The sequence below is a fragment of the Roseomonas sp. 18066 genome, assembly GCF_902706185.1.
Classification (GTDB): Bacteria; Pseudomonadota; Alphaproteobacteria; order Acetobacterales; family Acetobacteraceae; genus Pseudoroseomonas.
The window spans coordinates 1-24,100 of sequence record NZ_CACSJM010000073.1 but is presented as its reverse complement, the minus strand read 5'-3'; the positions used below and the strand labels follow the sequence as shown (position 1 = coordinate 24,100).

Here is a 24,100-nt window from a genome sequence, read left to right as displayed (position 1 = left end):
CCAGCCTTTCTTACTCCGCCGCCTGCGCCGGCTGCGGTGCCTCGCTCGGCTCATACTGCTCGACGAGGTGAGCGATGGCGTCTTCGGGCTTCTGCTGCCCGGCCAGCCCGTCGGAGAGCTTGCGGGCCAGCACGTCGATGGTGAGGTCCTCGGTGACGGAAGCCAGCGGCACCGGCATGGCCAGCCGCTGCTCCAAGGCACCGCGCAATTCGAGCCCGCCCAGGCTGTCGAGCCCGAGCCCCGCGACCGGCGCATCGGCCGGCACCGCCTCGGGCGGCAGGCGCAGGATGCGGGCGATCTCCTCCTGGACGACGGAGCGCAGCAGGCCGCGCTGCTCCTCCGGGGCCAGGGTCACCAGATGCGCCCGCAGGTCGCCGGCGTCGATGGCCTGCTCGCTGCGGCCGCGGACGGCGGCGAAGATGGGCTCTTCCAGGATCGGCAGGACCATCCGCGCCTCGCGCCAGCCGATGCGGGCGATGCCCAGCACCGGGGCGCCGCTGGCCAGCATGGCCGGCAGGGCGGAGAGGGCCTCGGCCGCGGCCATGGCCTCGACGCCCAGGCGCCGCGCCAGGGTTTCCGCCGTCGCGGTGTTGCCGGCCAGGAAGCCGGCATCCGCGATCGGGCCCCAGCCGACGGCCAGCGCTGCCTTGCCGGCCGCCTGGCGGCGCCGCGCCAGGGCCTCCAGGCCCATATTCGCGGCGACGTAGTTGGCCTGGCCCGGATTGCCCATGGCGGTGGTGGCCGAGGAGAACATCAGGAACAGCGTCACCGGATCGCGCCGGGTCAGCTTGTCCAGGTGGCGCGCCGCATTGAGCTTCGGCGCGATGACGCTGGCGAAGCGGCGCTCGTCGAGCGCGGTCGCGGCGGCATCGTCGAAGATGGCGGCGGCCTGGACGACGCCGACCAAGGCCGGGCCCTCGGCGCGGATGGCGGCCAGCGCTGCCGCCAGCTGCCCCTCGTCGGTGGCGTCGGCGGCGTGGAAGGTGGCGCGGGCGCCCAGCGCCGCCAGGGTCTTCAGCGCGGCCTCGGCCCCCGGCGTGGTGCCGCCGCGCCGCGACAGCAGCGCCAGGTGGGTGGCGCCGCGGGCGGCCAGCCACTTGGCGCATTCGAAGCCGAAGCCCTGGGTGCCGCCGACCACCAGGATGGTGCCTTCGGGCGGGGACCAGCCGGCTTCCTCGCCTTCCTGCGGCACCGGCGGCGGGGTCAGCACCAGCTTGCCGATATGGCCGCTGGCCTGGAGGGTGCGGAAGGCGGTCTCCACCTCGCCGGCGCCGCAGCGGGCGAAGGGCAGCGGGTGCAGCGCGCCGGAGGCCAGGCGCGCGCCGATCTCGGCCAGCAGCGACTGGGCGATCTCGGGGCGGGCTTTCGGCAGCTGGTCCACGTCCACGCCGAAATAGGTCAGGTTGTGCCGATAGGGGCGCAGGCCGACGCGACGGTTCTCGAAGAAGTCGCGCTTGCCCAGCTCCACGAAGCGGCCGAAGGGTTTTACCAGGCCGAGCGTGCGCTCCATGGCGTCGCCGGCGAGCGAGTTCAGCACGACATCGACGCCGTCGGGCCAGGCGGCGCGCAGCTGGTCGGCGAAGCCGGGGTCGCGGCTGTCCAGCACCAGCTCGGCGCCGGCGGCGCGCAGGAAGGCGCGCTTGGCCGGGCTGCCGGCGGTGGCGGCGACACGCGCCCCGGCGGCACGCGCCACCTGCAGCGCGGCCAGGCCCACGGCCCCGGCGCCGCCATGCACCAGCACGGTCTCGCCGGGGCGGAGATTGGCGCAGCGTTCCAGCGCATAGACCGCGGTCAGGAAGGCGACGGGCACGGTGGCGGCGGCGGCGAAGCCGAGGCCCCGCGGCAGCCGGGCGATGGCCGAGGCATGGGTGCGCACCCGGCTGGCCAGCGCCGCGGGGGCGAAGCCGAAGACCGCCTCGCCGGGGGCGTAGCCGCTGGCGGGACCGGCCTGCTCGACGACGCCGGCCATCTCCATGCCCAGCGTCGGGCCGGCGAAGCCCAGCAGCAGGGCTTCCTCCGGCAGCAGCCCCTGCGCCCACATCAGGTCGCGGAAGTTGAGGCCCGAGGCCTCGACGCGGACGATGACCTCCTGCGCGCCGGGGGCGGGCAGGGCGATCGCCTCCCAGCCCAGGCTGCCGAGCTGGCCCGGCTGGCGGATCACCAGCTTGGACGGGCCGCGCGGCGTGCCGGCCAGGCCCTGGGCGCGCAGGCGCGGGGCCAGGCGGGCGGCAGGGGCCAGGTTGAGCTCGGGCTCGCGGCCGGCCTCGGCGCCGATCAGCTCCGGCAGCAGCCGGGCGGCGGCGGCGTCGGGGTCGAGCGCCGCGGACAGGCCGATGCGGCGCGGCTTCAGCTCCGCCATCTCATTGGCCAGCACGCGCACCAGGCCATGCAGCGCGGCGGCTTCCGGCTCCAGCAGCGCGTCGTTGGAGATCAGGCAGAAGCCGCCGGCGCGGCCGCGGGCGGCCTCGGCCAGCGCGGTGACCTGGGCCAGCGTCGCCGGCAGAGCGTCGGCGCCGGGGGCGGCCAGGACCAGGACCAGGGCGCCGGCCAGGTTGCGCGGCGCCTGGCGCTGCGCCGCCGACAGCGGATGGCTGGTGACCCGGGCGCCGGCGGCGGCCAGGGCCTGGGTCAGCGCCTCGACCCGGCTGGCGCTGGCGAAGTCGGCATGGATCTGCACCGGCTGGGCCAGGGTGGGCGGCTCGGCGGGGGCGGTTGCCGTGGTGGCGACCGGCACGGTCGATGCGGCGGCGGTGGCGCGGGCGGCGAGCAGCAGCGCCGGCCAGGGCGCGGCGTTCAGCGGCTGGGCGGCCAGGCGCGACCAGCCCGGGGCATTGCCGGCGGCTTCCCAGTCCTTGGCCTCGGGCAGCGGCGAGGCGCCATCCTCCCACCAGCTGGGATCCTGGCCGCAGGCGAAGTCCCAGGCGCGGCCGGGCAGCGGCTCGGCCAGCAGCAGGGCGCCGCGGCCGGCCAGCAGCGTGGCGGCGGCGGCCAGCAGCCCGGCGCCGCGGCGGCTGCGGGCGCCGGCGGCCAGGCCGACGACCAGGTCGGCCTGCAGCGCCGGGGCGGGGCCGGCCATGTCCCAGGCCTCATGCGCGAAGTCGATATTCGCGGCATGCGGCGGGATGGCGGCGGCGCGGCTGTCGCCCGGGGCGGCGGTGGCGGTGTAGCGGACGCGGCGGCCGCTGGCGCCGAGCACGGCCATCAGCGCGCGGGTCAGCGGGCCGCCATGGGCGCCGAGCTCGACCACGCGCAGGGCGCGGTCCTCCGGCCAGGCGGCGGCGATGGCGGCGACGCCCTCGGCCAGCACGCCGGCCAGCCGCTCGAAGCCGGCGGATTCGACCGGCGGCGGCGGGCTGTCGGGGGCGGTGGCACCCAGCGTGGTCTCATTTGCCTGCAGGCCAGAGGGGCCCTGCAGGGCAGCGGGCAGGCGCTCGGCGGCCAGCGCCAGCCAGGCCAGCTCATGCGCCAGCGTCGGGCTTTCGGCGAGGACGGCGCGCCAGATGTCGCCGGCCTCCGGCAGCTCGGCCTCGGCATCCAGCTTCCAGCCGCCGCCCGAGGGCTCGGCCAGGCCGTCCTCGGCCAGCGCCCGCAGCATGGCCTGGGCATAGGGGGTCAGGCCCGCGGCGGGCAGCCGCCCGGTCTCGCCGGCCAGGGCGGCCAGCGCGGCATGCAGGCTGGAGACGACATGGCCTTCCAGCAGCAGTGCCGTCTCCGACAGGTCCTGGGCCAGGTCCTCGGCCAGGGCGGCGGTGGCGGCGGCGTCGATGTCGATGGTCGGCGCCCGGCCGGGCTGCGGGCCCACGGCCTGGTCGACCAGGCGGAACACCGCCTCCTCCGGCGTCAGGCGCGGCGCCAGGCGGATGCGCTGCATCCAGCCATCCTCCAGGCGGGCGACCACCTGGCCGCCGCCGTCGCGCAGCGCCAGGGTGTAGTGGCCGGAGCGCTCGCCGCGATGGAGGAGCTGCAGGTCGGCGGTGACCGGCACCGGGGCGCCGCGCTTCAGCACGACGCGGCCGAAGCGGACGGGGACGACCGCGCGGCCATCCTGGCTTTCGCCGGGCGAGAGCAGCTCGACCATGCCCTGCAGCGCGCCGTCGAAGCGGACCGGGTGCAGCAGCCAGCCGGCCTCGTCGCCGGGGGCGGCCTCGGGCAGGGTCAGCTTCACCTCGGCGCGGCGGCCGGACTGGCCGAGGCGGATGCTTTCCACCACCGCGAAGGCCGGGCCGTAATCGAGGTGGAAGCGCCGCGCCTGGGCGCGGGTCTGCTCGCCGGGGATCAGATGCGGGTTGACCGGCGGCTGCACCGCGTCATCCGGCAGGGCGGCCAGCGTCGAGGGCGCCACCTGGCCGCGGGCATGCAGCGTCCAGACCTCGCCCGACAGGCGCGGCCGGCTTTCCAGGCGGAACAGCCCGGTCTCGACATCGAGGTGGCTGCGGATCTCCCGCGTGCGGTCGGCGGCCAGCGGCAGGGCGCGCAGGATCTGCATGTCGCGCAGCTCGAGCGCCGGGGCCTCCGGGAACAGCAGCGCGCCGGCGGCGAAGGCCATCTCCAGCATGGCGGTGGCGGGCAGCACGGCCTCGCCGCCCAGCTTGTGGTCGGCCAGCCACGGCTCGAGCGTGGTGTCGAGCAGCCGGCCCCAGCGGCCCGGATCGGTGCCCTGGCGCTGGCCGAGCAGCGGGTGGTCGGTCAGGGCGTCGGTCAGGCGCGCGGATTCGGCGCTGGGGGTGAACCAGTGGCGCTGCCGCTCGAAGGGGGTGAAGGGCAGGCCGCGGCGCGCGGCGGGGCCCTGCCAGGCCGGACCCTGGCGCGGATCGGCGCCCTGCGCGAAGGCGCGGTCGGCCAGGCCCGCGAAGGGGTCGCCCAGGCCGTCGCGGCGCGACAGGCTGGGCAGCACCGGGGCTTCCGCCTCGGCCGCGCGCAGGCTTTCGCGGAGGTAGGACTGCAGCACCGGATGCGGGCCGATCTCGATGAACAGCCGGGCGCCGGAATCGACCGCCGCCTGCACCGCCGCCTGGAAGCGGACGGGGGCGCGCAGGTTCTGCCACCAGTATTCGGCATCCAGCGCGGCGCCGGGCAGCTTGCTGCCGGTCACCGAGGAGAGGAAGGCGCGCGCCTCGGCGCCGGGCGACAGGCCGGCGAGCTCGGCCGCCAGGGCGCCGCGCACCGGGTCCATCGCCGCCGAGTGGAAGGCATAGTCGAGGTCGAGGCGGACGGCGGCCAGGCGCTGCGCCTTGGCGGCCGCGACCAGCGCGTCGATGGCGGCCTCGGGGCCGGCCACCGTGATGGCGTCGGGGGCGTTGTAGGCGGCGATCTCGGGGCGCCAGCCGGCCTCGTCGGGCGCGCAGGCGGCCAGCAGCGGCGCGGCGGCCTCGGCGCCGCAGCCGATCGCGGCCATGCGGCCATGGCCCTGGCGGCTGTGCTGGGCGCGGGAGCGGGCGACCACCAGCGTCACCGCCTGCTGCAGCGTCAGGATGCCGGCGGCATGGGCGGCGGCGACCTCGCCGACCGAGTGGCCGAGGCAGAGGTCGGGGCGGATGCCCTCGGCGGCCAGCGCCGCCAGGATGCCGAGCTGCACCAGGAACAGCAGCGGCTGGGCGCGGTCGGTGCCGGCGAGCTCCCCGGCGGTGACGCCGCGCTTCAGCAGGGCATAGCCGGACCAGCCGGTCAGCGGGGTGAGCAGCGCATCGGCCTGGCGCACGGCGGCGCGGAAGGCAGGGTTATGCGCCATGGCCTCGGTCGCCATGCCGGCGAATTGCGCGCCATTGCCGGAGAAGACGAAGGCGACATGGCCGCCGGCGCCGCGCTTGGCCTGGCCCTGGACCAGGCCGTCCGGGCGCTCGCCGGCCAGCCAGCCGGCCAGGCGCCCGGCCAGCTCCTCGGTCGTGCCGCCGCGCAGGGCCAGGCGGTGGCCATGCAGGTCGCGATGCCGCGCGGCGCCGCGCAGCAGGGCCGGGACGGGATCGTTGGCCGGCGTCGCCAGCTTGTCCTGCCAGCTGCTGGCCAGCGCGCGCAGCGCGGCGGCGGAGCGGGCGGAGAGCAGCAGCGGCGGCGTCGCCTTGGCGGGCTTTTCCGTGGGCGCCCTGGCGGCCGGCGCGCGACCCAGCAGCAGCGAGGCGTTGGTGCCGCCGAAGCCGAAGCTGTTGACGCCGGCGAGCGACTTGTCGGTGAGCTCGAGGTCCTCGGTCGTGGTGGCGACGCGCAGGTTGAGCCCGGCGAAGTCGATATTCGGGTTCGGCGTGTTGAAATGCAGGTTGGCGGGCAGCTTGCCGCGCTCCAGCACCAGCATCGCCTTGAGCAGCCCGGCCATGCCGGAGGCGGGCTCGAGATGGCCGATATTGGTCTTCACCGAGCCGATCGGCAGCGGCGTGCTGCGGCCCTGGGCCAGGGCGGTGCCGATCGCCCAGGTCTCGGCCGGGTCGCCGGCCTGGGTGCCGGTGCCATGCGCCTCGAAATAGGCGAGGTCGCCGGCGCTGACGCCGGCTTCGGCGACGGTGCGGGCCAGCAGCGCGGCCTGGGCCTCGCGGTTGGGCAGCGACAGGCCGATGGTGCGGCCGGCGGCATTGGTGCCGCAGCCGAGGATGACGCCGCGGATGGCGTCGCCGGCAGCCAGCGCCGCGGAGAGCGGCTTCAGCACCACGAGGCCGGCGCCCTCGCCGCGGACATAGCCGTCGGCGCCGGCGTCGAAAGCCTGGCAGCGGCCGCGGGCGGAGAGCATGCCGGCGCGGGAGAAGCCGGCGAAGGCGAAGGGCGAGAGCAGCAGCTGCACGCCGCCGACGAGGGCCGCCTCGACCCGGCCGGCGCGCAGCGCCGCGACCGCGGCGTCGAGCGCCACCAGCGAGGAGGAGCAGGCGGTGTCCACCGTCTGCCCCGGACCGCGCAGGTCGAAGACATTGGTCAGGCGGTTGGACAGGATCGACAGGGTGTTGCCTGTCATGAAGTAGCGGTCGGTGCCGGCGGGGTCGGCCAGGCGCAGCTCGGCATGGTCGGTCGAGCTGCCGCCGATCCAGACGCCGACCTGGCGGCCGGCCAGCTGGGTGGCGGGCCAGCCGGCATCCTCCAGCGCCTCGGCCGCGACCTCGAGCAGCAGGCGCTGCTGCGGGTCCATCTCCGCCGCCTCGCGCGGCGACAGGCCGAAGGCGGGGGCGTCGAAGCCGGTGATGTCGCCCAGATGCGCGGCGGCGAAGCTATAGCTGCGCCCGGGCTCGCCCTTGCGCGGGTGGTGGAAGGAGGCCTGGGTGAAGCGCTCGGCCGGCAGGGTCGACACCGCGTCGCCGCCCCGGACCAGCAGGTCCCAGAAGGCGTCGATATCCGCGGCACCTGGCAGGCGGCAGGCGGCGCCGATGATGGCGATGGGTTCCAGGGCTTGGCCCCTGTTCTGCCGACGGGCGGAGAGCTTGCTAGCTTCGGTCATTCCACATGCTCAGTGCGCCGCCTGGTGGGCAGCCTGCGCGAAGGGTTCGAGAAGAACGGACGGATCGCGCAACGGGCCGGCAGGGCGGCCCATCCGCCATCGGTCATGGCACGGCTTCGGCGCCTGCGGCAACGACCCCGCCATGGACGCCGGGCGCCACGGCGCCGGGCTGGCCGGCCCAGCCGGCGGCCGGCACGGCGGCGCGGCTGCGGGCGCGGGCGGCATGGCCGGAGGGGAAGTGGCGCGGCGTCGGATCGGTGACATCGGCCAGCAGGCCGTCGACCAGGCGGAAATGCTCGGCCCAGTCGGGGGTCTTCCAGCCGGCCATGCGCGCCATCTGGGCGGCGCGGGCCGGGCTGTCGGGCGAGGCGTAGTCGAGCACGGCCTGGCGCCAGGCCGTGCCGTCCAGCGGGTCGAGATAGTCGGGCACGTCGCCGCCGACCTCGCGCAGCGCCGGCAGGTCGGAGCAGATGGTCGGCACGCCGATCGCGAGCGCTTCCGCCAGCGGCAGGCCGTAGCCCTCGGCGAAGGAGGGGAAGAGGAGGGCGGTCGCGCCCTGCATCACCTCGGCCACCATGCGGTCCGGCAGCTGGCCGACCTCCTGCACCAGGCCGCGCAGCGAGACGCAGCGCTCCAGGATGTCGACGATGTTCTCGTTCTCCCAGCCGCGCTTGCCGATGACGATCAGCCGCGGCGTCGCGGCGCCATGGGTGCGCGCCAGCTCCCGCCACATATGCAGCAGCAGCAGGTGGTTCTTGCGCGGCTCGATGGTGCCGAGGGTGACGAAATAGGGGTCGGAGGCGACCGTCGGCATGGCGCGCGGCATGGTGTCGATGCCGAGCGGGGCGACGAGGACCGGCGGCGGCGTGACGCGGCCGCCCATATGCGGGGCCAGCGCCTCGGCGGTCGCGGCCGAGTTGACGATGATGCCGTCGGCCAGCGCGGCCGTGGTGCCGATCCGGCGCAGATGCTTCTCGGCCTGGCCGGGGCGGGCATATTCCGGATGGGTGACCGGGATCAGGTCGTGGATCAGGGGGACGAAGGCGCAGCCGGCGCGGCGCATCGCCTCGATCGGGCCGGCGCGGTCCAGCGCCTGGTGCGAGACCAGCAGGAAGGCGATGCGGCGGCCCGACTGCAGCAGCCGCGCCAGGCCGCTGCGGCCGAGGCCGAGCAGCAGGCGGCCGCGGCCCAGCGAGCCGAGGCGCGCGGCACGGCGGAAGGCCGGGCCATTGGCCTGGCCGCTGCTCCAGGCTTCGGTCAGCGCCGCGACCAGCTCGGCCACCAGCTTGCGCGGCAGCTGGCCGAAGCCGCCCTGCAGCTCCTGGCCGACGAAGCTGACGGCTTCCTCGGGGGCGGCCATCCAGTGGCGGGCATAGGCGAGCTCGACGCGATCGATTCCGGAGGGGGTACGCTTGCGGCCGCAGCCCAGCAGACGCGACACGTCCAGGATCACATGCAGGCTGTCTGGGTGTGGTTCAGCGGGCATCATGGATCCTCGGGAACGGTGGCGGCACCCTGACGGGACGCCTCCGATGCAGTTCGGTAGCCGGCGAACGTTAGCAGGTCGTCACCAGACTATGCTGCAACTGCGAAGGGAGACTGTCACGATTTTGTGGCGGGATTAACCCTTGGTCAATCTCATTTATGAGAATGTGCTTGTTTCGTCGAGTAAAAACGATTTGAACTTTTCGTTATGCGCACAAAAATCAAGCACTTGTGGCGCTGGCTTTGGTGGAAGATTAAATTTCCCGTCATTCTCTTGCGCGCGGTATCCGGTTAGCGGAAGTGCCCGTCACGAGAATTTCCTGCATTGTTTCCGCGCTCTTCAAACGAATGTCCGCATAGGCCTGCGGCGTGTGGAAGGCGCTGTGCGGCGTCACGATCAGCCGCCCCCGCAGCCAGGACTCGCGCGCCCGATACGCCGCCAGCAGCGACGGGACAGGCCCCGTCGACGGCGGCTCCACCGGCAGCACGTCGAGTCCCGCCCCCGCCAGGTGGCCATCGCGCAGGCAGCGCTCCAGCCCGTCCAGGTCGAGAATCGGCCCGCGCGCCGTGTTCACCACCACCGCCCCGGGCCGCAGCCGGCGCAGCGCCGCCTCGTCCACCAGCCCGGTCGTCGCCCGCGTCAGCGGCGCATGCAGCGACAGCGTGTCGGTGCGCGCCATCAGCGCCTCCAGGCTGCGGACCCGGGTGATGCCCAGCGCCCGGTCCACCCCGTTCGGCAAGTAGGGGTCGTAGAAGGCGACGTCGAAGCCGAAGGCCTTCGCCCGCAGCGCCACCGCCGTGCCGATCCGCCCCAGGCCCAGGATGCCGAAATTCTGCTCGCCCAGCCGCTGCACCAGCGGCGTCTCCACCTGGGTCCAGGGCGCCGGGTCGTCGCCGCGCTGCAGGTCGTGATGCAGCGCGATGCCCCGCCGCAGGGCGAGGGCCAGCGCCACGGCATGGTCGGCGACCTCGGTGGTGCCGTAGTCGGGAATGTTGCAGACGGCGATGCCGCGATCGTCCAGCGCCTCACGGTCCAGCCGGTCGTAGCCCACGCCCATCCGCACCACCGCGCGCAGCTTCGGAAACCGCGGCAGGTCGGCGGCGCGCAGCCAGTTGCGGAAGATGAACAGCCCCTCGGCCTCGGCGCAGACCGCATCCGGCAAGGCCGCCAGACCCGATTCGCCGCCGCCGCGCAGCAGCCGGATCCGGCCGGCGAACAACCCATCCTCCAGGACAGTGTCGGGATAGAGGCCTTCCGGCTCGAGCACGGTCAGCATGCGAGGAGTCCCTCCGGATTATCGTTGCGATCAGGATGCGATCCTGGGGTTGGGCATGCAAGCCACCCCGCCTAAGCTTCGGCGAATCGCAGAGAATGAAGGCTGGCCCCATGGCGAACCGCAGCATCCTGATCACTGGCGCCTCCAGCGGCATCGGCGCCGCCACGGCGCGCGCCATGGCCGCCCCCGGCACGCGCCTGGCCCTGCATGCCCGCAACAACCGCGAGGGCGCCGAGCGCGCCGCCGCCGCCGCCCGTGAGCTCGGCGCCGAGGCGGTGGTGCTGCTGGCCGACCTGGTCGAGCCCGAGGCCGCCGCGCGCCTGGTGGCGGAGGCCGCCGACAAGCTGGGCGGGCTCGACGTGCTGGTGTCCAACGCCGGCTTCGCCGACCGCACGCCGGTGGCGCAGCTGACCGACGAAGCCTTCGCGAAAAGCCAGGACACCATCCTGTGGGCGCTCCTGCGGCTGGCGCGCGCGGCCGGGCCGATCCTGGCCCAGGGGCAGGACCCGCGGCTGGTCGCCGTCTCCTCCTTCGTCGCGCACAACTTCCGCACCGACAGCACGGTCTTCCCCGCCTCGGCCGCGGCGAAGGCGGGGCTGGAGGCGCTGGTGAAGGCCCTGGCCCTGGAATGGTCGCCGAAGGTGACGGTGAACGCCGTGGCCCCCGGCTACACCCAGAAGGACGCCGGCGCCCATGCCGCGCTGGACGCCAAGGGCTGGGAAGCGGTGCTGACCCGCATCCCGATGCGCCGCCTGGGCCTGCCCGCCGATGTCGCCGAGGCGATCGCCTTCCTGGGCTCGGCGAAGGCCGGGTACATCACCGGGCAGGTGCTGCATGTCGATGGGGGCGTCGTCATCTGAAGGACAGGGCAGGGACAGGCCAGGGGAATGAATTCCCCTGGACCCCTTCTTCTTTCTGTCAGTGCTGCCGCACAGCCTTGGCCACGCGGGACGCCGCGCCCCATCGACGCGCGACCCATCAAAGAGCCCTGATTTTATGAAAACGGCGCCCCGCCGTGATGCCCTGACGGGGGTTCCGGCAAAGCGCAGGTCGCCGAACAGCCGGTGATCAGAAAGAAGATGGGGGTTTGGGGGAATTCATTCCCCCAACCTTTACCTTGCCTGTTCCTGTCTTCTCTTCACCCCAACGCCACCAGATCCGCCCGCAGCCGCGCCGCGTTCCCCGGCGGCAGTTCGGCTTCGACCGCCGCGTGGGTCGCGGTCCAGATCGGCATCGCCGCGGCCAGCAGGGTCCGGCCGGCGGGGGTCAGGGCCAGGCGGCGGCTGCGCTTGTCCGCTTCCGACACCAGCACCTGCACCAGGCCGCGGCGTTCCAGCGGCTTCAGCATCGCCGTCAGCGTCGTGCGGTCCATCGCCAGCAGCTGGGCGACCGGGGCCATCGGCGGCGGCTCGGGGCGGTTCAGCGACATCAGCAGCGAGAACTGCCCGTTGGTCAGCCCCGCCGGGCGCAGCGCGGCATCGAAGCGCCGGGCGAGCGCGCGGGCGGCGCGCTGGGCATGCAGGCACAGGCAGTGGTCGCGCACCATGAGGGTGGTCGCGAAGGGCAGCTCGACCGGTTCTGACACGAAGTTTATAATGTTGATATCAACCTTCTCTGTCAAGATCGCCCCGCGGCCTCGTGCCCCTGGCCCCGGCCGCCAAGGGAGGAACGGCGATGCAGAACCAGATCGTCTCGCGCCAGGACTGGCTGGCGGCCCGCAAGGCGCTGCTGGCCGAGGAGAAGGCGATGACGCGGGCGCGCGACCGGCTGAACGAGCAGCGCCGCGCCCTGCCCTGGGTGGCGGTGGCCGAGGACTACCGCTTCGACACGCTGGCCGGGCCGAAGCGCCTGTCCGAGCTGTTCGAGGGCCGCGGCGAGCTCATCGTCTATCATTTCATGCTGGCCCCGGGCTGGGAGGCGGGCTGCACCGGCTGCTCCTTCCTGGCCGACCACCTGGATGGCACGCTGGCGCATCTGCAGCACCATGATGTCAGCCTGGTCGCCGTCTCCCGCGCGCCGCTGGCGGAGATCGAGGCCTATCGCCGCCGCATGGGCTGGCATTTCCCCTGGGTCTCGTCGCAGGGCAGCCGCTTCAACGAGGACTACCATGTCAGCCTGCCCGCGGCGGGCGGCGCCGACGGCCACGACGCGCCGCTGCCGGCCGGCCAGGCGGAGACCGAGTTGCCCGGCCTCAGCGTCTTCGCCCGCGACGATGCGGGGCGGGTCTTCCACACCTATTCCACCTATGCCCGCGGGCTGGAGGAGCTGCTCGGCACCTTCATGCTGATGGATCGCACGCCGCGCGGCCGCAACGAGCAGGGCACCATGGACTGGGTGCGCCGCCACGACGAATACGCGCCGGACAAGGCCGGGCCGGCCGGCGGCTGCTGCCATGACTGACCGGGAGGGAGGCGACCCCACGGTAGACCCCACGGTCGGCCCCACGGGCGACTGCATGGCGCCCAGCATCACCGACGAGCACCGCTGGCTGCTGCAGTTCCAGGGCGACTGGCGCTTCGCCACCGAATGCGCGGCACCCCCGGGCGGCGAGCCCGTCAGCTTCGAGGGGCGCGAGACGGTGCGCGCGCTCGGCGAGGCCTGGATCCTCTGCGAGGGCGTCGGCCCCGGCATGGCCCCGGACAGCGAGGCCCGCACCCTGATGACCCTGGGCTACGACCCGGCCCAGGGCTGCTTCCTCGGCACCTTCGCGGCGTCGATGATGACGCATCTCTGGGCCTATCGCGGCCAGCTCGATGCCGATCGCCGCGTGCTGACGCTGGACACCGAGGGGCCGAATTTCGGCCCTGGCGGCGGCACCGCGCGCTTCCAGGACATCATCGCGCTGGAACCGGACGGCACGCGGAGCCTGACCTCGCGCATGGAGATGCCCGATGGCCGCTGGCAGCAGGTGATGCGCGGCGTCTATCGGCGGGTCTGACGCAGCCGCGGCCCGGGCTGCGGCGTTGGTTGCGCAGGCCTATCGAAGGACGATCGCCATGCAGCAGCCCCGCATCGCCCGCATCTGGCGCGGCCGCGTCCTGCGCGCCCGCGCCGATGAATACGAGCTCTACAACTACGAGGCCGGCATCCTACCGCTGGTCGAGAAGGCGCTGGCGGTGCAGACCTTCCGCGAGGATCGCGGCACGGAGGTGGAGTTCACCACCATCTCCTACTGGCCGGACATCGAGTCGATGGCCCGCTTCACCGGCCGCGACCCCACCGCCATCCACCACCTGCGGCGCGACGCCGAATTCCTGGTGGCGCTGCCCGGCGCCGTGCAGATCCTCGAGCTGCGCAGCAGCCACGGCTTCGGCATGCCGCCGCTGGAGCCGGGCTAGACGTGATGGCTTGAGGTGGCGTCATCGAGAAGCCTGAATCACGCGATCAAACACGGTCCTGGAGAAATCTGTCTTCGCCTGTCCGAAGGCAGCATTTTCTAGGCGATGACTCGATAGCCGGCGAAGCGCAGCGCGGTGCGCAGCACCTCGTCCGGCCGCGCCTCCAGCTCCAGCAGCGCCTGGTGGGGGTCGCCGGCCAGGCCCAGCACCAGGGCGAAGGCCGGCTCGGTCTTGCGCCCGGCCTCCCGGTGGCGCTTCACGGCGGCACGGAACGGCGGGCCGCCCATCGCCAGCAGCCGGCTCTCCACCCGGAAATGCCGCCAGCCATGCTGCTCGGCCACCGGCCGGGCCTGGCCGAAAACCTCCACCGGCCAGCCCTCCAGCGTGAACTCCGCCACCACGGGCCGGTCGCCCCGGCGCCATTGCCGCATGCGGAAGCCAGGCGCCTCGGAGAAGGCGTCCCACACCGCGGCGGCGAAGGCGATGGCGTCGGGGGCGAAGCACAGCACGTCGATGTCGCTGCCCGGCAGGTCGAGGCCGAGCGGCGGCGTGCCGGCCACATGCGGGTCGAAAGCAGCCAGCCGCGACAGCAGGCTGCCGCGCCGCAAGGCCTCGCGATAATCGGGACGTAGCCGGGCGCCCGGCATCAATCGATCCGAGGGGGCATGCGGAGCTCCTCCATGTCTTACAGAGAAGCTTAAGCAGGAAGGCCAGGGGAATGAATTCCCCTGGACCCCATCTTTTTTCTGTCGGGGCTGCCGCGGGCTAAGCCACCAGCGTTGCGAGAATTTCGCCGGTGGCGCCGTCGGCCACGCCCAGGTCCGTCACATGCGGGCCGGCATTGCAGGCCAGGCTGGCGCCGACCACCGCCTTGAACACCCGGTACGGCGGCAGCCACTCGGCAATGCCGTCGGTCGCGGCGCGCAACGCGGAGAACCGCGCGGCAACCTCGGCCGCGGGCGCATCGGAGATCAGGCCGGCCACCGGCAAGGGCAGCAAGGCCCGGACCACCCCGCCCGAGGCCACGGCCATGCCGCCGCCCGCCTCGATCAGGGCATTGGCGGCCAGCGCCATGTCCTCCGCGCCGCGGCCGAAGACGCAGAGATTGTGGCTGTCATGCGCGACCGTCGTCGCCAGCGCGCCGCGCCAGGCGCCCCAGCCCTCCAGCACGCCCATCACCGGCCGCGCCTCGGCCAGGCCGTGCCGATGCACCACCGCCATCCAGCAGGCCTCCTCCGGCAGGGCGACGGCGCCGTCGACGACCGGCGCCTCGATCTCGCCCCAGCGGGTGAAGCGCGGCTGCGACACCGTGCGCAGCCGGGCGGTGGGCCCTGGCGCGCGCAAGGTGAAATCGGCCGGCGCCAGCGCCCCCAGCCGCATCGTGTCGCGCAGCCCCGGCGGATCGGCTTCCGGCAGCGGCACCGCCATGGCGCCGTCCCGCGCCACCATCACACCGGAGGCGAAGACGTCGGCCACGGCGAGCCCATCGAGCGAGCCCACCGAAAAAAAATCGGCGCGGCGGCCCGGGGCCAGCAGGCCGAGATCGGCCCGCCCGATGCGCTGCGCCGCGTTCAGCGTGGCCGCGCGCAAGGCCTCCATCGCCGGCATGCCGTAGCGGACCAGGCGGCGCAGCAGGTCGATCATCCCGCCGCCGGCGACGAGGTCGTCGGGGAAGACATCGTCGGTGCACAGCGTCAGCGTCTGCGGCCAGCGGGGCAGGGAGGCCAGCGCCGCGACCGCCTCGGGCAACAGGTAGTCGTGGCTGCCGCGCAGCTCGATGGCGAAGCCGGCGCGCAGCTTCTCCAGCAGGTCGGCGCCGGAGGTGATCTCGTGGTCGGAGGATATCCCCGCCGCGGCGAAGCCCTGCAGCGCGCCGCCGGTCAGCGACCGCGCATGGCCGCAGACCAGCTTGCCGGCCTCCAGCCCGGCCTGGACGATGCCGGCCATCAGCGGGCTGCGTGCCAGCACGCCGCGCATGTCCATCACCTCGGCGACGCCGGCGACCTCGGGCCAGGACAGGATTTCTGTCAGCTCGTCAGGGCCGAACTCGGCGCCCGCGCGCTCCAGCCCCGGGGCGGAGGGCACGCAGGACGGCGCCAGGACGAGGGCCCGCAGCGGCAGGTCGCGCATCGCCTCGACCGCCCAGCGCACCCCGGGGATGCCGGCGACATTGCCGAGCTCATGCGGATCCCAGCAGACCGTCGTGGTGCCTTGCGGCAGCACCGTCTCGGCATAGCGGCGCGGGGTCAGCATCGAGCTCTCGACATGCATATGCGTGTCGATCAGCCCGGGGACCAGGATGCGGCCCCCGAGCGCGATCACCGTCGCCGCGTCGTCGCGCTGGCCGCGCGGATGGACCGAGGCGATCAGCGGCCCGACGCAGCCGAGATCGGCCTCGCGCAGCTCGCCGGTGGCCATGTCGGCGATGCGGCCGCCGGTCAGCAGCAGGTCAAAGGGAAGAAGCCCTTGCGCCGCGCGCACCGCGCGGTCGCGCAGGTCGCGGTCGTTCAGCGGGAACTGCCGGTCGATGCTCATGGCGTGGAGATTAGCGGAAGCAGGGCGGCGGGGCGCACAAAGTAAAACGGGCCGCCCTTTTCAGGGCGACCCGTTGAACTGGTGGAGCCAATCGGAATCGAACCGACGACCTCTTGAATGCCATTCAAGCGCTCTCCCAACTGAGCTATGGCCCCCCGGGGAAGTGAGGCGGGGTATAACTACCGGCCGCGGGGCGCGCAAGCGCCTCAAGGCGGGTTATTTCCGTTTTTTTGCAGTGGCCCCGCATGGCCGCCATGCGGGGCTTCGGCTGGACAGAAACGGCCCCGTAGGCAGCCCCGCGCGCCCCCTTCCGCGACCGCGCCCTGGCCGTTAGCCTGCGGCCCATCCTGAACTGGGGAGTGTGACGATGCGGAAAGTCTACCCGGATGCGCGGGCCGCGCTGGATGGCCTGCTGCGCGACGGCCTGCTGATCCATTCCGGCGGCTTCGGCCTTTGCGGCATCCCCGCCAGCCTGATCGAGGCCATCCGTGATTCCGGCGTGAAGGACCTCACCGTCGTCTCCAACAATGCCGGCGTCGACGATGCCGGGCTCGGCCTGCTGCTGCAGACCCGCCAGATCAAGAAGATGATCTCTTCTTACGTTGGCGAGAACGCGACCTTCGCCAAGCAGTACCTGGCCGGCGAGCTGGAGATCGAGTTCAACCCGCAGGGCACGCTGGCCGAGCGGATCCGCGCCGGCGGCGCCGGCATCCCCGCCTTCTTCACCAAGACCGGCGTCGGCACCGCCGTCGCCGAGGGCAAGGAGACGCGGGACTTCGACGGCGAGGCCTATGTGATGGAGCGCGGCATCTTCGCCGACATCGCCATCATCCATGCCTGGAAGGCGGATACCGAGGGCAATCTGGTGTTCCGCCAGACCGCGCGGAACTTCAACCCGATGATGGCGACGGCGGCGAAGGTCACCATCGTGCAGGTCGAGCACCTGGTGCCGGCCGGCGAGATCGACCCCGACCACATCCACACCCCGGGCATCTATGTGAAGCGCATCGTCAAGCTGCCCGAGGGCTATGCCAAGCGCATCGAGCAGCGCACCACCCGCAAGCGCGCGGCCTGAGGGAGGAATAGAGATATGCCCTGGACCCGCGACGAGATGGCGGCCCGCGCCGCCCGCGAACTGCAGGACGGCTTCTACGTCAACCTCGGCATCGGCATTCCGACGCTGGTGGCCAACCACATCCCCGACGGCATCAGCGTCCAGCTGCAGTCGGAGAACGGCATGCTCGGCATGGGCCCCTTCCCCTATGAGGGCGAGGAAGACCCGGACCTGATCAATGCCGGCAAGCAGACCGTCACCACCCTGCCGACCACCAGCTTCTTCTCCTCCGCCGACAGCTTCGCGATGATCCGCGGCGGCCATGTCGACCTGTCCATCCTGGGCGCGCTGCAGGTGGCCGAGAATGGCGACCTGGCGAACTGGATGATCCCGGGGAAGATGGTGAAGGGCATGGGCGGCGCCATGGACCTGGTCGCCGGCGTCAAGAAGGTCGTCGTGCTGATGGAGCACACCGCCGGCGGCAAGCCCAAGCTGCTGCGCGAATGCACCCTGCCGCTGACCGGCCGGGCGGTGGTCGACATGGTGATCACGGAGCTCGGCGTCTTCTCGATCGACCGCAAGGCCGGGGGCATGGCGCTGGTCGAGCTCGCCCCCGGCGTCACGCTGGACGAAGTGCGCGAGAAGACCGAGGCGGCCTTCGAGGCCTGACCCCGCGCCGCGAGGGGGGCGACCCCCTCGCGGAAGGATCACATAAACCTATCCTTATGCCTCGTGGCTTTCCCTTGGCCGCAAGGGACGACCGTGCTATCGCGGCCGCCATTGCGGAGAACAGACATGCCCGACGCGACCCCCGGCTTCAGCGACTACAAGGTCAAGGACATCTCGCTCGCGGCCTGGGGCCGCAAGGAGATCGCCATGGCCGAGGACGAGATGCCCGGCCTGATGGCGCTGCGCGCCGAATACGGCCCCAGCCAGCCGCTGAAGGGCGCCCGCATCGCCGGGTCCCTGCACATGACCATCCAGACCGCCGTGCTGATCGAGACGCTGACCGCGCTCGGCGCCGAGGTCCGCTGGTCGTCGTGCAACATCTTCTCGACGCAGGACCATGCCGCGGCCGCCATCGCCGCCGCCGGCATCCCGGTCTTCGCCTGGAAGGGCCTGTCGGAGGAAGAGTTCTGGTGGTGCATCGACCAGACCGTCCGCGGCCCGGACGGCTGGGCGATCAACATGATCCTGGACGATGGCGGCGACCTGACCACCCTGGTCCATGACAAGTTCCCCGAGCTGCTGGCCGATGTGCGCGGCCTGTCGGAGGAGACCACCACCGGCGTCCACCGCCTGTGGGACATGGTGAAGAAGGGCACGCTGAAGGTTCCCGCCATCAACGTGAACGACAGCGTCACCAAGTCGAAGTTCGACAACCTCTATGGCTGCCGCGAGAGCCTGGTCGACGCCATCCGCCGCGGCACCGACGTGATGATGGCCGGCAAGGTCGCTGTCGTCGCCGGCTTCGGCGATGTCGGCAAGGGCTCGGCCGCGTCGCTGCGCAATGCCGGCTGCCGCGTGCTGGTGACCGAGGCCGATCCGATCTGCGCGCTGCAGGCCGCGATGGAAGGCTATGAGGTCGTGACCATGGAGGAGGGCGCCCCGCAGGGCGACATCTTCGTCACCGCCACCGGCAATATCGACGTGATCACGCTGGACCACATGCGCGCGATGAAGCACCGCGCCATCGTCTGCAACATCGGTCACTTCGACAGCGAGATCCAGATCGGCGCGCTGCGCAACTTCACCTGGGACAACGTCAAGCCGCAGGTGGACGAGGTCATCTTCCCCGACGGCAAGCGCCTGATCGTGCTGTCGGAAGGCCGCCTGGTGAACTTGGGCAACGCCACCGGCCACCCGTCCTTCGTGATGTCGGCCAGCTTCTCCAACCAGGTGCTGGCCCAGATCGAGCTCTGGACCAACGCCAAGGCTTACGAGTGCAAGGTCTACACCCTGCCGAAGAAGCTGGACGAGAAGGTCGCCTTCCTGCACCTGGCCAAGGTCGGCGCCAAGCTGACCAAGCTGAGCCCGGCCCAGGCCGAGTACATCGGCGTGCCGGCCTCGGGGCCGTTCAAGCATGAAGAGTATCGTTACTAAGAGTAAGATTCCGGGGGGATAGTATCCCCCCGGACCCCGCCGGGAGTCCTCGGGCGCTCGTTGGCGCCCTCCGTCGCTGAGGCGATCAAGCGGCGGTACTGCGGGGCTTAAATAGTGCTGGTCCGTCAGGCTGGCGGACTCGCAGAAAAAAGATGGGGTCCAGGGGAATTCATTCCCCTGGCCTTTTTTAATGCTGACTATTCAATGAATTACCGCAGCGGCAGCGGATACAGCAGCCCGCCCTGCAGCCACAGCGCGTTGATGCCGCGGTCCAGCCCGATCGCCGAGGCCGCGCCCAGGCTGCGCGAATAGATCTCGCCGTAATTGCCGACCTGCCGCACCACCTGCAGCACCCAGTCATCGGCCAGGCCGATCGGCTCGCCGATGCCCGGCGTCAGCCCCAGCAGCCGCCGCGCCACCGGGTCGCTGCCCTGCAGGCTGGCGGTGAGAGTGGCCGAGGTGATCTCCCGCTCCTCGGTCTCGACCAGCGCCTGCAGCACCCAGAAGGCCACCTGCCGCCAGGCCTCGTCGCCCTGGCGGACCAGCGGGCCCAGCGGCTCGCGCGAGATCGCCTCGGGCAGCAGCATCACGCTTTCCGGCTGGGCGAAGTCGGTGGCGCGGCGGGCGGCCAGCGCCGAGATGTCGCCGGCCATGGCGTCGCATTGCCCGGCCTTGAAGGCGGCGACCAGCGCCGCGGCATCCGGCAGCTTCACCTCGGTGAAGGCCAGTCCCTGGCGCGCGCCATAGGATTGCAGCTCGGCCGAGGCCGAGATGCCGCCGGCCTCGGTGAAGCAGATCCGCTTGCCGCCGAGCTGCTGCGCCGTGGTCACCTTGCCGTCGGCCGGCACCAGGAAGCCCTGGCCGTCATGGAACAGGATGCCGACCGGGGTCACCGGCTGGGCGCCGTCGCGCGACAGCGTCAGCGTCACGTTGCGCGCCAGGATGTCGATGGCGCCCGTGCCGAGGGCCGCCATGCCGTCATTCGGCGTCGCCTGCGCGACGAAGCGCAGCTTGGTCGCATCGCCCAGGACAGCGGCGGCGACGGCGCGGCAGTAATCGGCATCCAGCCCGCGCATCGCGCCCGAGGCGTCGGGGGCGGAGAAGCCGGGCAGCTTGCCGAAGACGCCGCAGTTGAGGCTGCCGCGGGCGCGGACATCCTCCAGCGTGCCGGCCTGGGCCGTGGCGACGGTGGCGAGCGGCAGCAGGGCGAGCGCCGCCGCCATCAGGGTGTGACGCATCGGGCGCCTCGTCATGGAAGAGGGAAGGGGGGGCATCAGCAGCGCGAGACCACGATGCGGCACACCGTGCCGGGCTTCTCCAGCCGGGTGCAGCGGGCCAGGGCATCGGCCTCGGCGGCCTCCACCGTCTCGCCCTGGCCGACCAGCGTCGCGGTCAGCACCTGGGTCGAGGGATCGCTGGTCATCACCAGCGCCTGCGGGCTGCGGCCGATCGCCTGGGCCACGGCGCCGCAGCGGTTGACCAGCTCGGCCTGGAACAGGCAGGGCACGCGCCCGGCCTTGGCCTGGCATTCCTTCACCGACTGCATGTTCACCGCCAGCCGGTCGGCGCCGCCATTGGCGAAGCCCACCGCCGGCACCGGCGGATCGGGGAAGTAGACGGCGCCGAAGCGGGTGCCGGCCGGCAGCTGGTCGGCGATCTGCGCCCCCTGCTGCAGCCCGTGCCCGGCCATGCAGCGCGACTGGCAGGCGGCCCCGAGCTCGGCCGCCTGGCTGGAGCAGCTCTGCCGGCACAGCGCTTCCTGCGCGGCGTTCCGCTCCAGCGCGGGGGCGGCGGTGGCGACCGGGGTGGTGGCCACCGCCAGCGTCACCGCGGGTGCGGGGGCCGTGCCGATCGGCTGGAAGCAGGGGCCGCCGGCCGGGGCCGGCACCACGGCGCCGCAGGTGATGAAGGCGGGCTGGGCATAGCGCACCGGCGCGATGGCGGTGCGGTAGGACCCGCCATCGCGGCAGCGGACATCCCAATAGGCGGTGCGCGACGGGTCCAGCCCGGCGAAATAGGCGGCGATCACGCCGGTGCAGGCATTGCCACGCTGCTGCAGCGCCTGGTGGAAGATGCCGGGGCGCTCGGTGGCCGGGCGGGCCAGCAGCGCGTCATGCGTCGGGTTGCCGGTCTGCGCCAGCGCGGGGTGGCTGACCAGGCCGAGCGCCAGCCCGGCCGCCAGGATCCATCCGGTAAGGAAGCTTCGCATCGCCCTCCGCCTCGTTCAGGAAACCGGGGGAATGGCTCCGCCCGCGCTTGCAGCATGACGGATTGCTTAAAAAGCGTCGAGTTAACGCTTCACGCAGTTTTCCCCCGATGCTTCCCAAAATTGAGCAGGCTGGAACGGCGGCGATGCGCGGGCTTTCCTTGCTGGCGCCGATGGGCTACGGGCAAGATTGTTGCGTTTCCCTGGGAGGAATCCGTCATGAATCGTCGCGCCCTGCTCGGCGCCGCGGCGGCTGCCGCGCCCGTCGCGCTGGCTGCCCCCGCCTTGGCGCAGGCCGCGCCGGAGCTGCGCTGGCGGCTGACCAGCAGCTTTCCGCGCAACCTGGACATCCTGTTCGGCACGCCGGAGCTGATCGCCCGCCGCGTGGCCGCCCTGACCGACAACAAGTTCCAGATCCGCTGCTTCCCGGCGGGCGAGATCGTCGGCGGGCTGCAGGCGCTGGACGCGGTGCAGGCGGGCACGGTCGAATGCGCGCATTCGGCGTCCTACTACTACACCGGCAAGGACCCTTCCTTCGCCTTCTTCACCGCCATGCCCTTCGGCCTGAACACCCGCATGTTCAATGCCTGGAACCGGCATGGCGGCGGCCAGGCGCTGGCGAACGAGCTGTTCGGCTCCTACAACATCGTGGCCTTCAGCGCCGGCGACACCGGGGCCCAGATGGGCGGCTGGTTCCGCAAGGAAGTGAAGACGGTGGCCGAGCTGCATGGCCTGAAGTTCCGCATCGCGGGCTTCGCCGGCCAAGTCTTCGCCAAGCTGGGCGCGGTGCCGACGCAGGTCGCGGCGGCCGACATCTATCCCTCGCTGGAACGCGGCACGCTGGATGCGGTGGAATTCGTCGGCCCCTATGACGACGAGAAGCTGGGCTTCGCCCGCGTCGCGCCGAACTACTATTTCCCGGGCTTCTGGGAGCCGGGCGCGCGGCTGCACCTGATGATCAACAAGCCCGCCTTCGAGGCGCTGCCCGCCCCCTACAAGGCGGCGCTGGAGGTGGCCTGCGCCGAGGCCGACCAGGAGATGACCGCGCGCTACGACGCCGGCAACCCGCAGGCGCTGCGCCGGCTGGTGGCGGCGGGCGCCCAGCTGCGCCCCTGGTCGCGCGAGATCCTCGGCGCCGCCTGGAAGGCCGCGCATGAGCTCTATGACGAGACCAGCGCGAAGAACGAGCGCTTCAAGAAGATCTGGGAATCCTATCGCCGCTTCCGCGACGACGAATATGCCTGGTTCCGCGTCGCCGAGAACTCCTTCGACAACTTCGCCTTCACCGCCCAGCAGACGGTTCGCTGAAAGCGGGTCGCTGAAGACGGTGCGTTGATACCGTGACGGGGCAGGGGCCGCGGGATTTTTCGCGGCCCCTGCATGTCGTTAAAATATAAGAAATTTTTGGCCTTTCCCGAGGGGTTTGAGTGACAAGGCAGGGCCGGCCGGGCTATCCGGAAGGCCCTTCCTGGCAGGACCCCTTCATGGACTTTTCCCTGGCACTTTCCGCCCTGTTGATGGGGGTGGTCGAGGGCCTCACCGAATTCCTGCCGATCTCCTCGACCGGCCACCTGATTTTGCTGGCGGAGGCCATCGGCTTCCACGGCCCGCCGGGGAAGACCTTCGAGATCAGCATCCAGCTGGGCGCCGTGCTGGCGGTGATCTGGCTGTTCCGGGCGACGCTGATCCGCATCGCGTTGGGCATGTGGAAGCGCGGCAGCCACGAATACTACTTCGCCATGAACCTGGCCCTGGCCTTCCTGCCGGCGATGGTGCTGGGCGCCACCCTCTACAAGACGGTCACCGAGCTGCTCTACACGCCGCTGGTGGTGGCCATCGCCCTGATCGTGGGCGGCATCGCCATCATCGTCATCGAGCGCGCCCGCCCCGATCCCAGCATCCATTCGGTGCCGGAGATCGGGCCGCTGGCGGCGCTGCTGATCGGCTTCGGCCAGGCGCTGGCGATGATCCCGGGCACCAGCCGGTCGGGGGCCACCATCATCAGCGCCCTGCTGGTCGGCGTCGACCGGCGCACCGCGGCCGAGTTCAGCTTCCTGCTGGCCATCCCGACGATGATCGCGGCCACCGTGTTCAGCCTCTACAAGAACCGGGCGGAGCTTGATTTCAGCGCCGCCGGGCTGATCGGCATCGGCTTCGTCGCCGCCTTCGTCGTCGCGCTGCTGATCGTGCGCTGGCTGATGTCGGTGATCAGCCGCATCGGCTTCACCCCCTTCGCCTATTACCGCATCGCGCTGGGCGTGGTGATCCTGGGCTGGCTGGCGGTCCGCTGAGTTTCTCGCCGGGGCAGGACCGCCCGACGGTTGTGCTTCAGCGTCTCAATCCTGGAACTTGATCGCAGGGGATGGGGACGGCATCCTGCCCGCCCATTCCTTCGGCGGCATTTTTTTCATGCGCTTCCCGGCTCGGGCTTTCTTCCTGATGGCGATGCTGGCCTCGCCCGTGCTGCTGCCCGGCGGGGCGGCGGCTCAGATGTGGCCGAACGAGACCAGCCCGGGCGGCGACATGATGGCCGGCTCCGCCCGGCAGTTCGACCGCATCCGCCCGGTCACCCCGGCGCCGGTGCCGCTGGAGCAGGCGCCGGTCCCGGCCGTGGGCGGCGTGCCCACCGCCGGCTGGACCCCGCCGCCGCTGCGCAGCTGGGTGTTGCGGGCGCCCTCGCCGGTGCTGCGG

Annotated in this window: 18 protein-coding genes and 1 tRNA gene; 10 read left to right on the top strand and 9 right to left on the bottom strand. The window is 72.2% G+C overall.

Going from position 1 to position 24,100, the window contains the following annotated elements:
- Positions 1 to 10 precede the first annotated feature (10 nt).
- The 3 genes from GVN67_RS30455 to GVN67_RS15830 form a co-directional block, all read right to left on the bottom strand.
- A complete protein-coding gene (locus GVN67_RS30455; RefSeq protein WP_159997654.1) occupies positions 11 to 7,411 on the bottom strand; it encodes a type I polyketide synthase in 7,401 nt (2,466 codons plus the stop codon).
- Between the two features lie 103 nt (positions 7,412 to 7,514).
- Positions 7,515 to 8,897, bottom strand: coding sequence for a glycosyltransferase family 1 protein (locus GVN67_RS15835; RefSeq protein WP_235035325.1), 1,383 nt, complete (start codon positions 8,895 to 8,897; stop codon positions 7,515 to 7,517).
- Between the two features lie 265 nt (positions 8,898 to 9,162).
- On the bottom strand, positions 9,163 to 10,173 hold the full coding sequence (locus tag GVN67_RS15830) for a C-terminal binding protein (RefSeq protein ID WP_159997652.1): 1,011 nt from the start codon (positions 10,171 to 10,173) through the stop codon (positions 9,163 to 9,165).
- 110 nt (positions 10,174 to 10,283) lie between these two features.
- On the opposite strand from GVN67_RS15830, the gene GVN67_RS15825 reads away from it, so the two are divergent.
- Complete coding sequence (locus tag GVN67_RS15825) at positions 10,284 to 11,033, top strand: SDR family NAD(P)-dependent oxidoreductase (protein WP_159997650.1); 750 nt, start codon at positions 10,284 to 10,286, stop codon at positions 11,031 to 11,033.
- 278 nt (positions 11,034 to 11,311) lie between these two features.
- Here the strand turns inward: GVN67_RS15825 and GVN67_RS15820 are convergent, their stop codons facing one another.
- On the bottom strand, positions 11,312 to 11,758 hold the full coding sequence (locus tag GVN67_RS15820) for a MarR family winged helix-turn-helix transcriptional regulator (RefSeq protein ID WP_159997648.1): 447 nt from the start codon (positions 11,756 to 11,758) through the stop codon (positions 11,312 to 11,314).
- A gap of 89 nt (positions 11,759 to 11,847) precedes the next feature.
- Here GVN67_RS15820 and GVN67_RS15815 point away from each other — a divergent pair, with 89 nt between their 5' ends.
- The 3 genes from GVN67_RS15815 to GVN67_RS15805 are packed head-to-tail and all read left to right on the top strand — an operon-like array spanning position 11,848 to position 13,511.
- Positions 11,848 to 12,573 carry a thioredoxin family protein gene (locus GVN67_RS15815; RefSeq protein WP_159997646.1) on the top strand — a complete coding sequence of 242 codons (726 nt, stop codon included), beginning with the start codon at positions 11,848 to 11,850 and terminating at the stop codon, positions 12,571 to 12,573.
- Positions 12,574 to 12,628: 55 nt separating this feature from the next.
- Positions 12,629 to 13,111, top strand: a complete 483-nt coding sequence (locus GVN67_RS15810; RefSeq protein ID WP_235035324.1) for a DUF1579 domain-containing protein — start codon at positions 12,629 to 12,631, stop codon at positions 13,109 to 13,111.
- A gap of 58 nt (positions 13,112 to 13,169) precedes the next feature.
- On the top strand, positions 13,170 to 13,511 hold the full coding sequence (locus GVN67_RS15805; RefSeq protein WP_159997642.1) for a hypothetical protein: 342 nt from the start codon (positions 13,170 to 13,172) through the stop codon (positions 13,509 to 13,511).
- 98 nt (positions 13,512 to 13,609) lie between these two features.
- On the opposite strand, the gene GVN67_RS15800 is transcribed toward GVN67_RS15805, so the two are convergent.
- From GVN67_RS15800 to GVN67_RS15790, 3 genes are all read right to left on the bottom strand, one after another.
- The gene (locus GVN67_RS15800) at positions 13,610 to 14,158 is read right to left on the bottom strand and encodes a DUF4269 domain-containing protein (protein ID WP_159997640.1); all 549 of its coding nucleotides are present in this window, start codon (positions 14,156 to 14,158) and stop codon (positions 13,610 to 13,612) included.
- A 118-nt stretch (positions 14,159 to 14,276) separates the two neighbouring features.
- Positions 14,277 to 16,046 (bottom strand): adenine deaminase, encoded by a 1,770-nt coding sequence (locus GVN67_RS15795; protein WP_159997638.1) that lies wholly within the window; start codon positions 16,044 to 16,046, stop codon positions 14,277 to 14,279.
- 79 nt (positions 16,047 to 16,125) lie between these two features.
- A tRNA-Ala gene (locus tag GVN67_RS15790) sits at positions 16,126 to 16,201 on the bottom strand.
- A gap of 212 nt (positions 16,202 to 16,413) precedes the next feature.
- On the opposite strand from GVN67_RS15790, the gene GVN67_RS15785 reads away from it, so the two are divergent.
- The 3 genes from GVN67_RS15785 (at position 16,414) to ahcY (ending at position 19,203) form a co-directional block, all read left to right on the top strand.
- Positions 16,414 to 17,121: a CoA transferase subunit A gene (locus GVN67_RS15785; RefSeq protein WP_159997636.1), complete on the top strand. Its 708-nt coding sequence runs from the start codon at positions 16,414 to 16,416 to the stop codon at positions 17,119 to 17,121.
- A 15-nt stretch (positions 17,122 to 17,136) separates the two neighbouring features.
- Positions 17,137 to 17,769, top strand: coding sequence for a CoA transferase subunit B (locus GVN67_RS15780; protein WP_159997634.1), 633 nt, complete (start codon positions 17,137 to 17,139; stop codon positions 17,767 to 17,769).
- A 126-nt stretch (positions 17,770 to 17,895) separates the two neighbouring features.
- Positions 17,896 to 19,203, top strand: a complete 1,308-nt coding sequence (ahcY, locus tag GVN67_RS15775; protein ID WP_159997632.1) for an adenosylhomocysteinase — start codon at positions 17,896 to 17,898, stop codon at positions 19,201 to 19,203.
- 209 nt (positions 19,204 to 19,412) lie between these two features.
- Here ahcY and GVN67_RS15770 read toward each other — a convergent pair whose 3' ends face one another.
- Both GVN67_RS15770 and GVN67_RS15765 read right to left on the bottom strand, forming a co-directional pair.
- Positions 19,413 to 20,441 (bottom strand): transporter substrate-binding domain-containing protein, encoded by a 1,029-nt coding sequence (locus tag GVN67_RS15770; protein WP_159997630.1) that lies wholly within the window; start codon positions 20,439 to 20,441, stop codon positions 19,413 to 19,415.
- A 35-nt stretch (positions 20,442 to 20,476) separates the two neighbouring features.
- Positions 20,477 to 21,412 carry a DUF4189 domain-containing protein gene (locus tag GVN67_RS15765; protein WP_159997628.1) on the bottom strand — a complete coding sequence of 312 codons (936 nt, stop codon included), beginning with the start codon at positions 21,410 to 21,412 and terminating at the stop codon, positions 20,477 to 20,479.
- 216 nt (positions 21,413 to 21,628) lie between these two features.
- Between GVN67_RS15765 and GVN67_RS15760 the strand changes: the two genes are divergently transcribed.
- The 3 genes from GVN67_RS15760 to GVN67_RS15750 all read left to right on the top strand — a co-directional run.
- Positions 21,629 to 22,717 carry a TRAP transporter substrate-binding protein gene (locus tag GVN67_RS15760; protein WP_159997626.1) on the top strand — a complete coding sequence of 363 codons (1,089 nt, stop codon included), beginning with the start codon at positions 21,629 to 21,631 and terminating at the stop codon, positions 22,715 to 22,717.
- Positions 22,718 to 22,893: 176 nt separating this feature from the next.
- Positions 22,894 to 23,700: an undecaprenyl-diphosphate phosphatase gene (locus GVN67_RS15755; RefSeq protein WP_159997624.1), complete on the top strand. Its 807-nt coding sequence runs from the start codon at positions 22,894 to 22,896 to the stop codon at positions 23,698 to 23,700.
- A 118-nt stretch (positions 23,701 to 23,818) separates the two neighbouring features.
- A partial coding sequence (locus GVN67_RS15750) for a hypothetical protein (RefSeq protein ID WP_159997622.1) occupies positions 23,819 to 24,100 on the top strand: 282 nt, incomplete at its 3' end.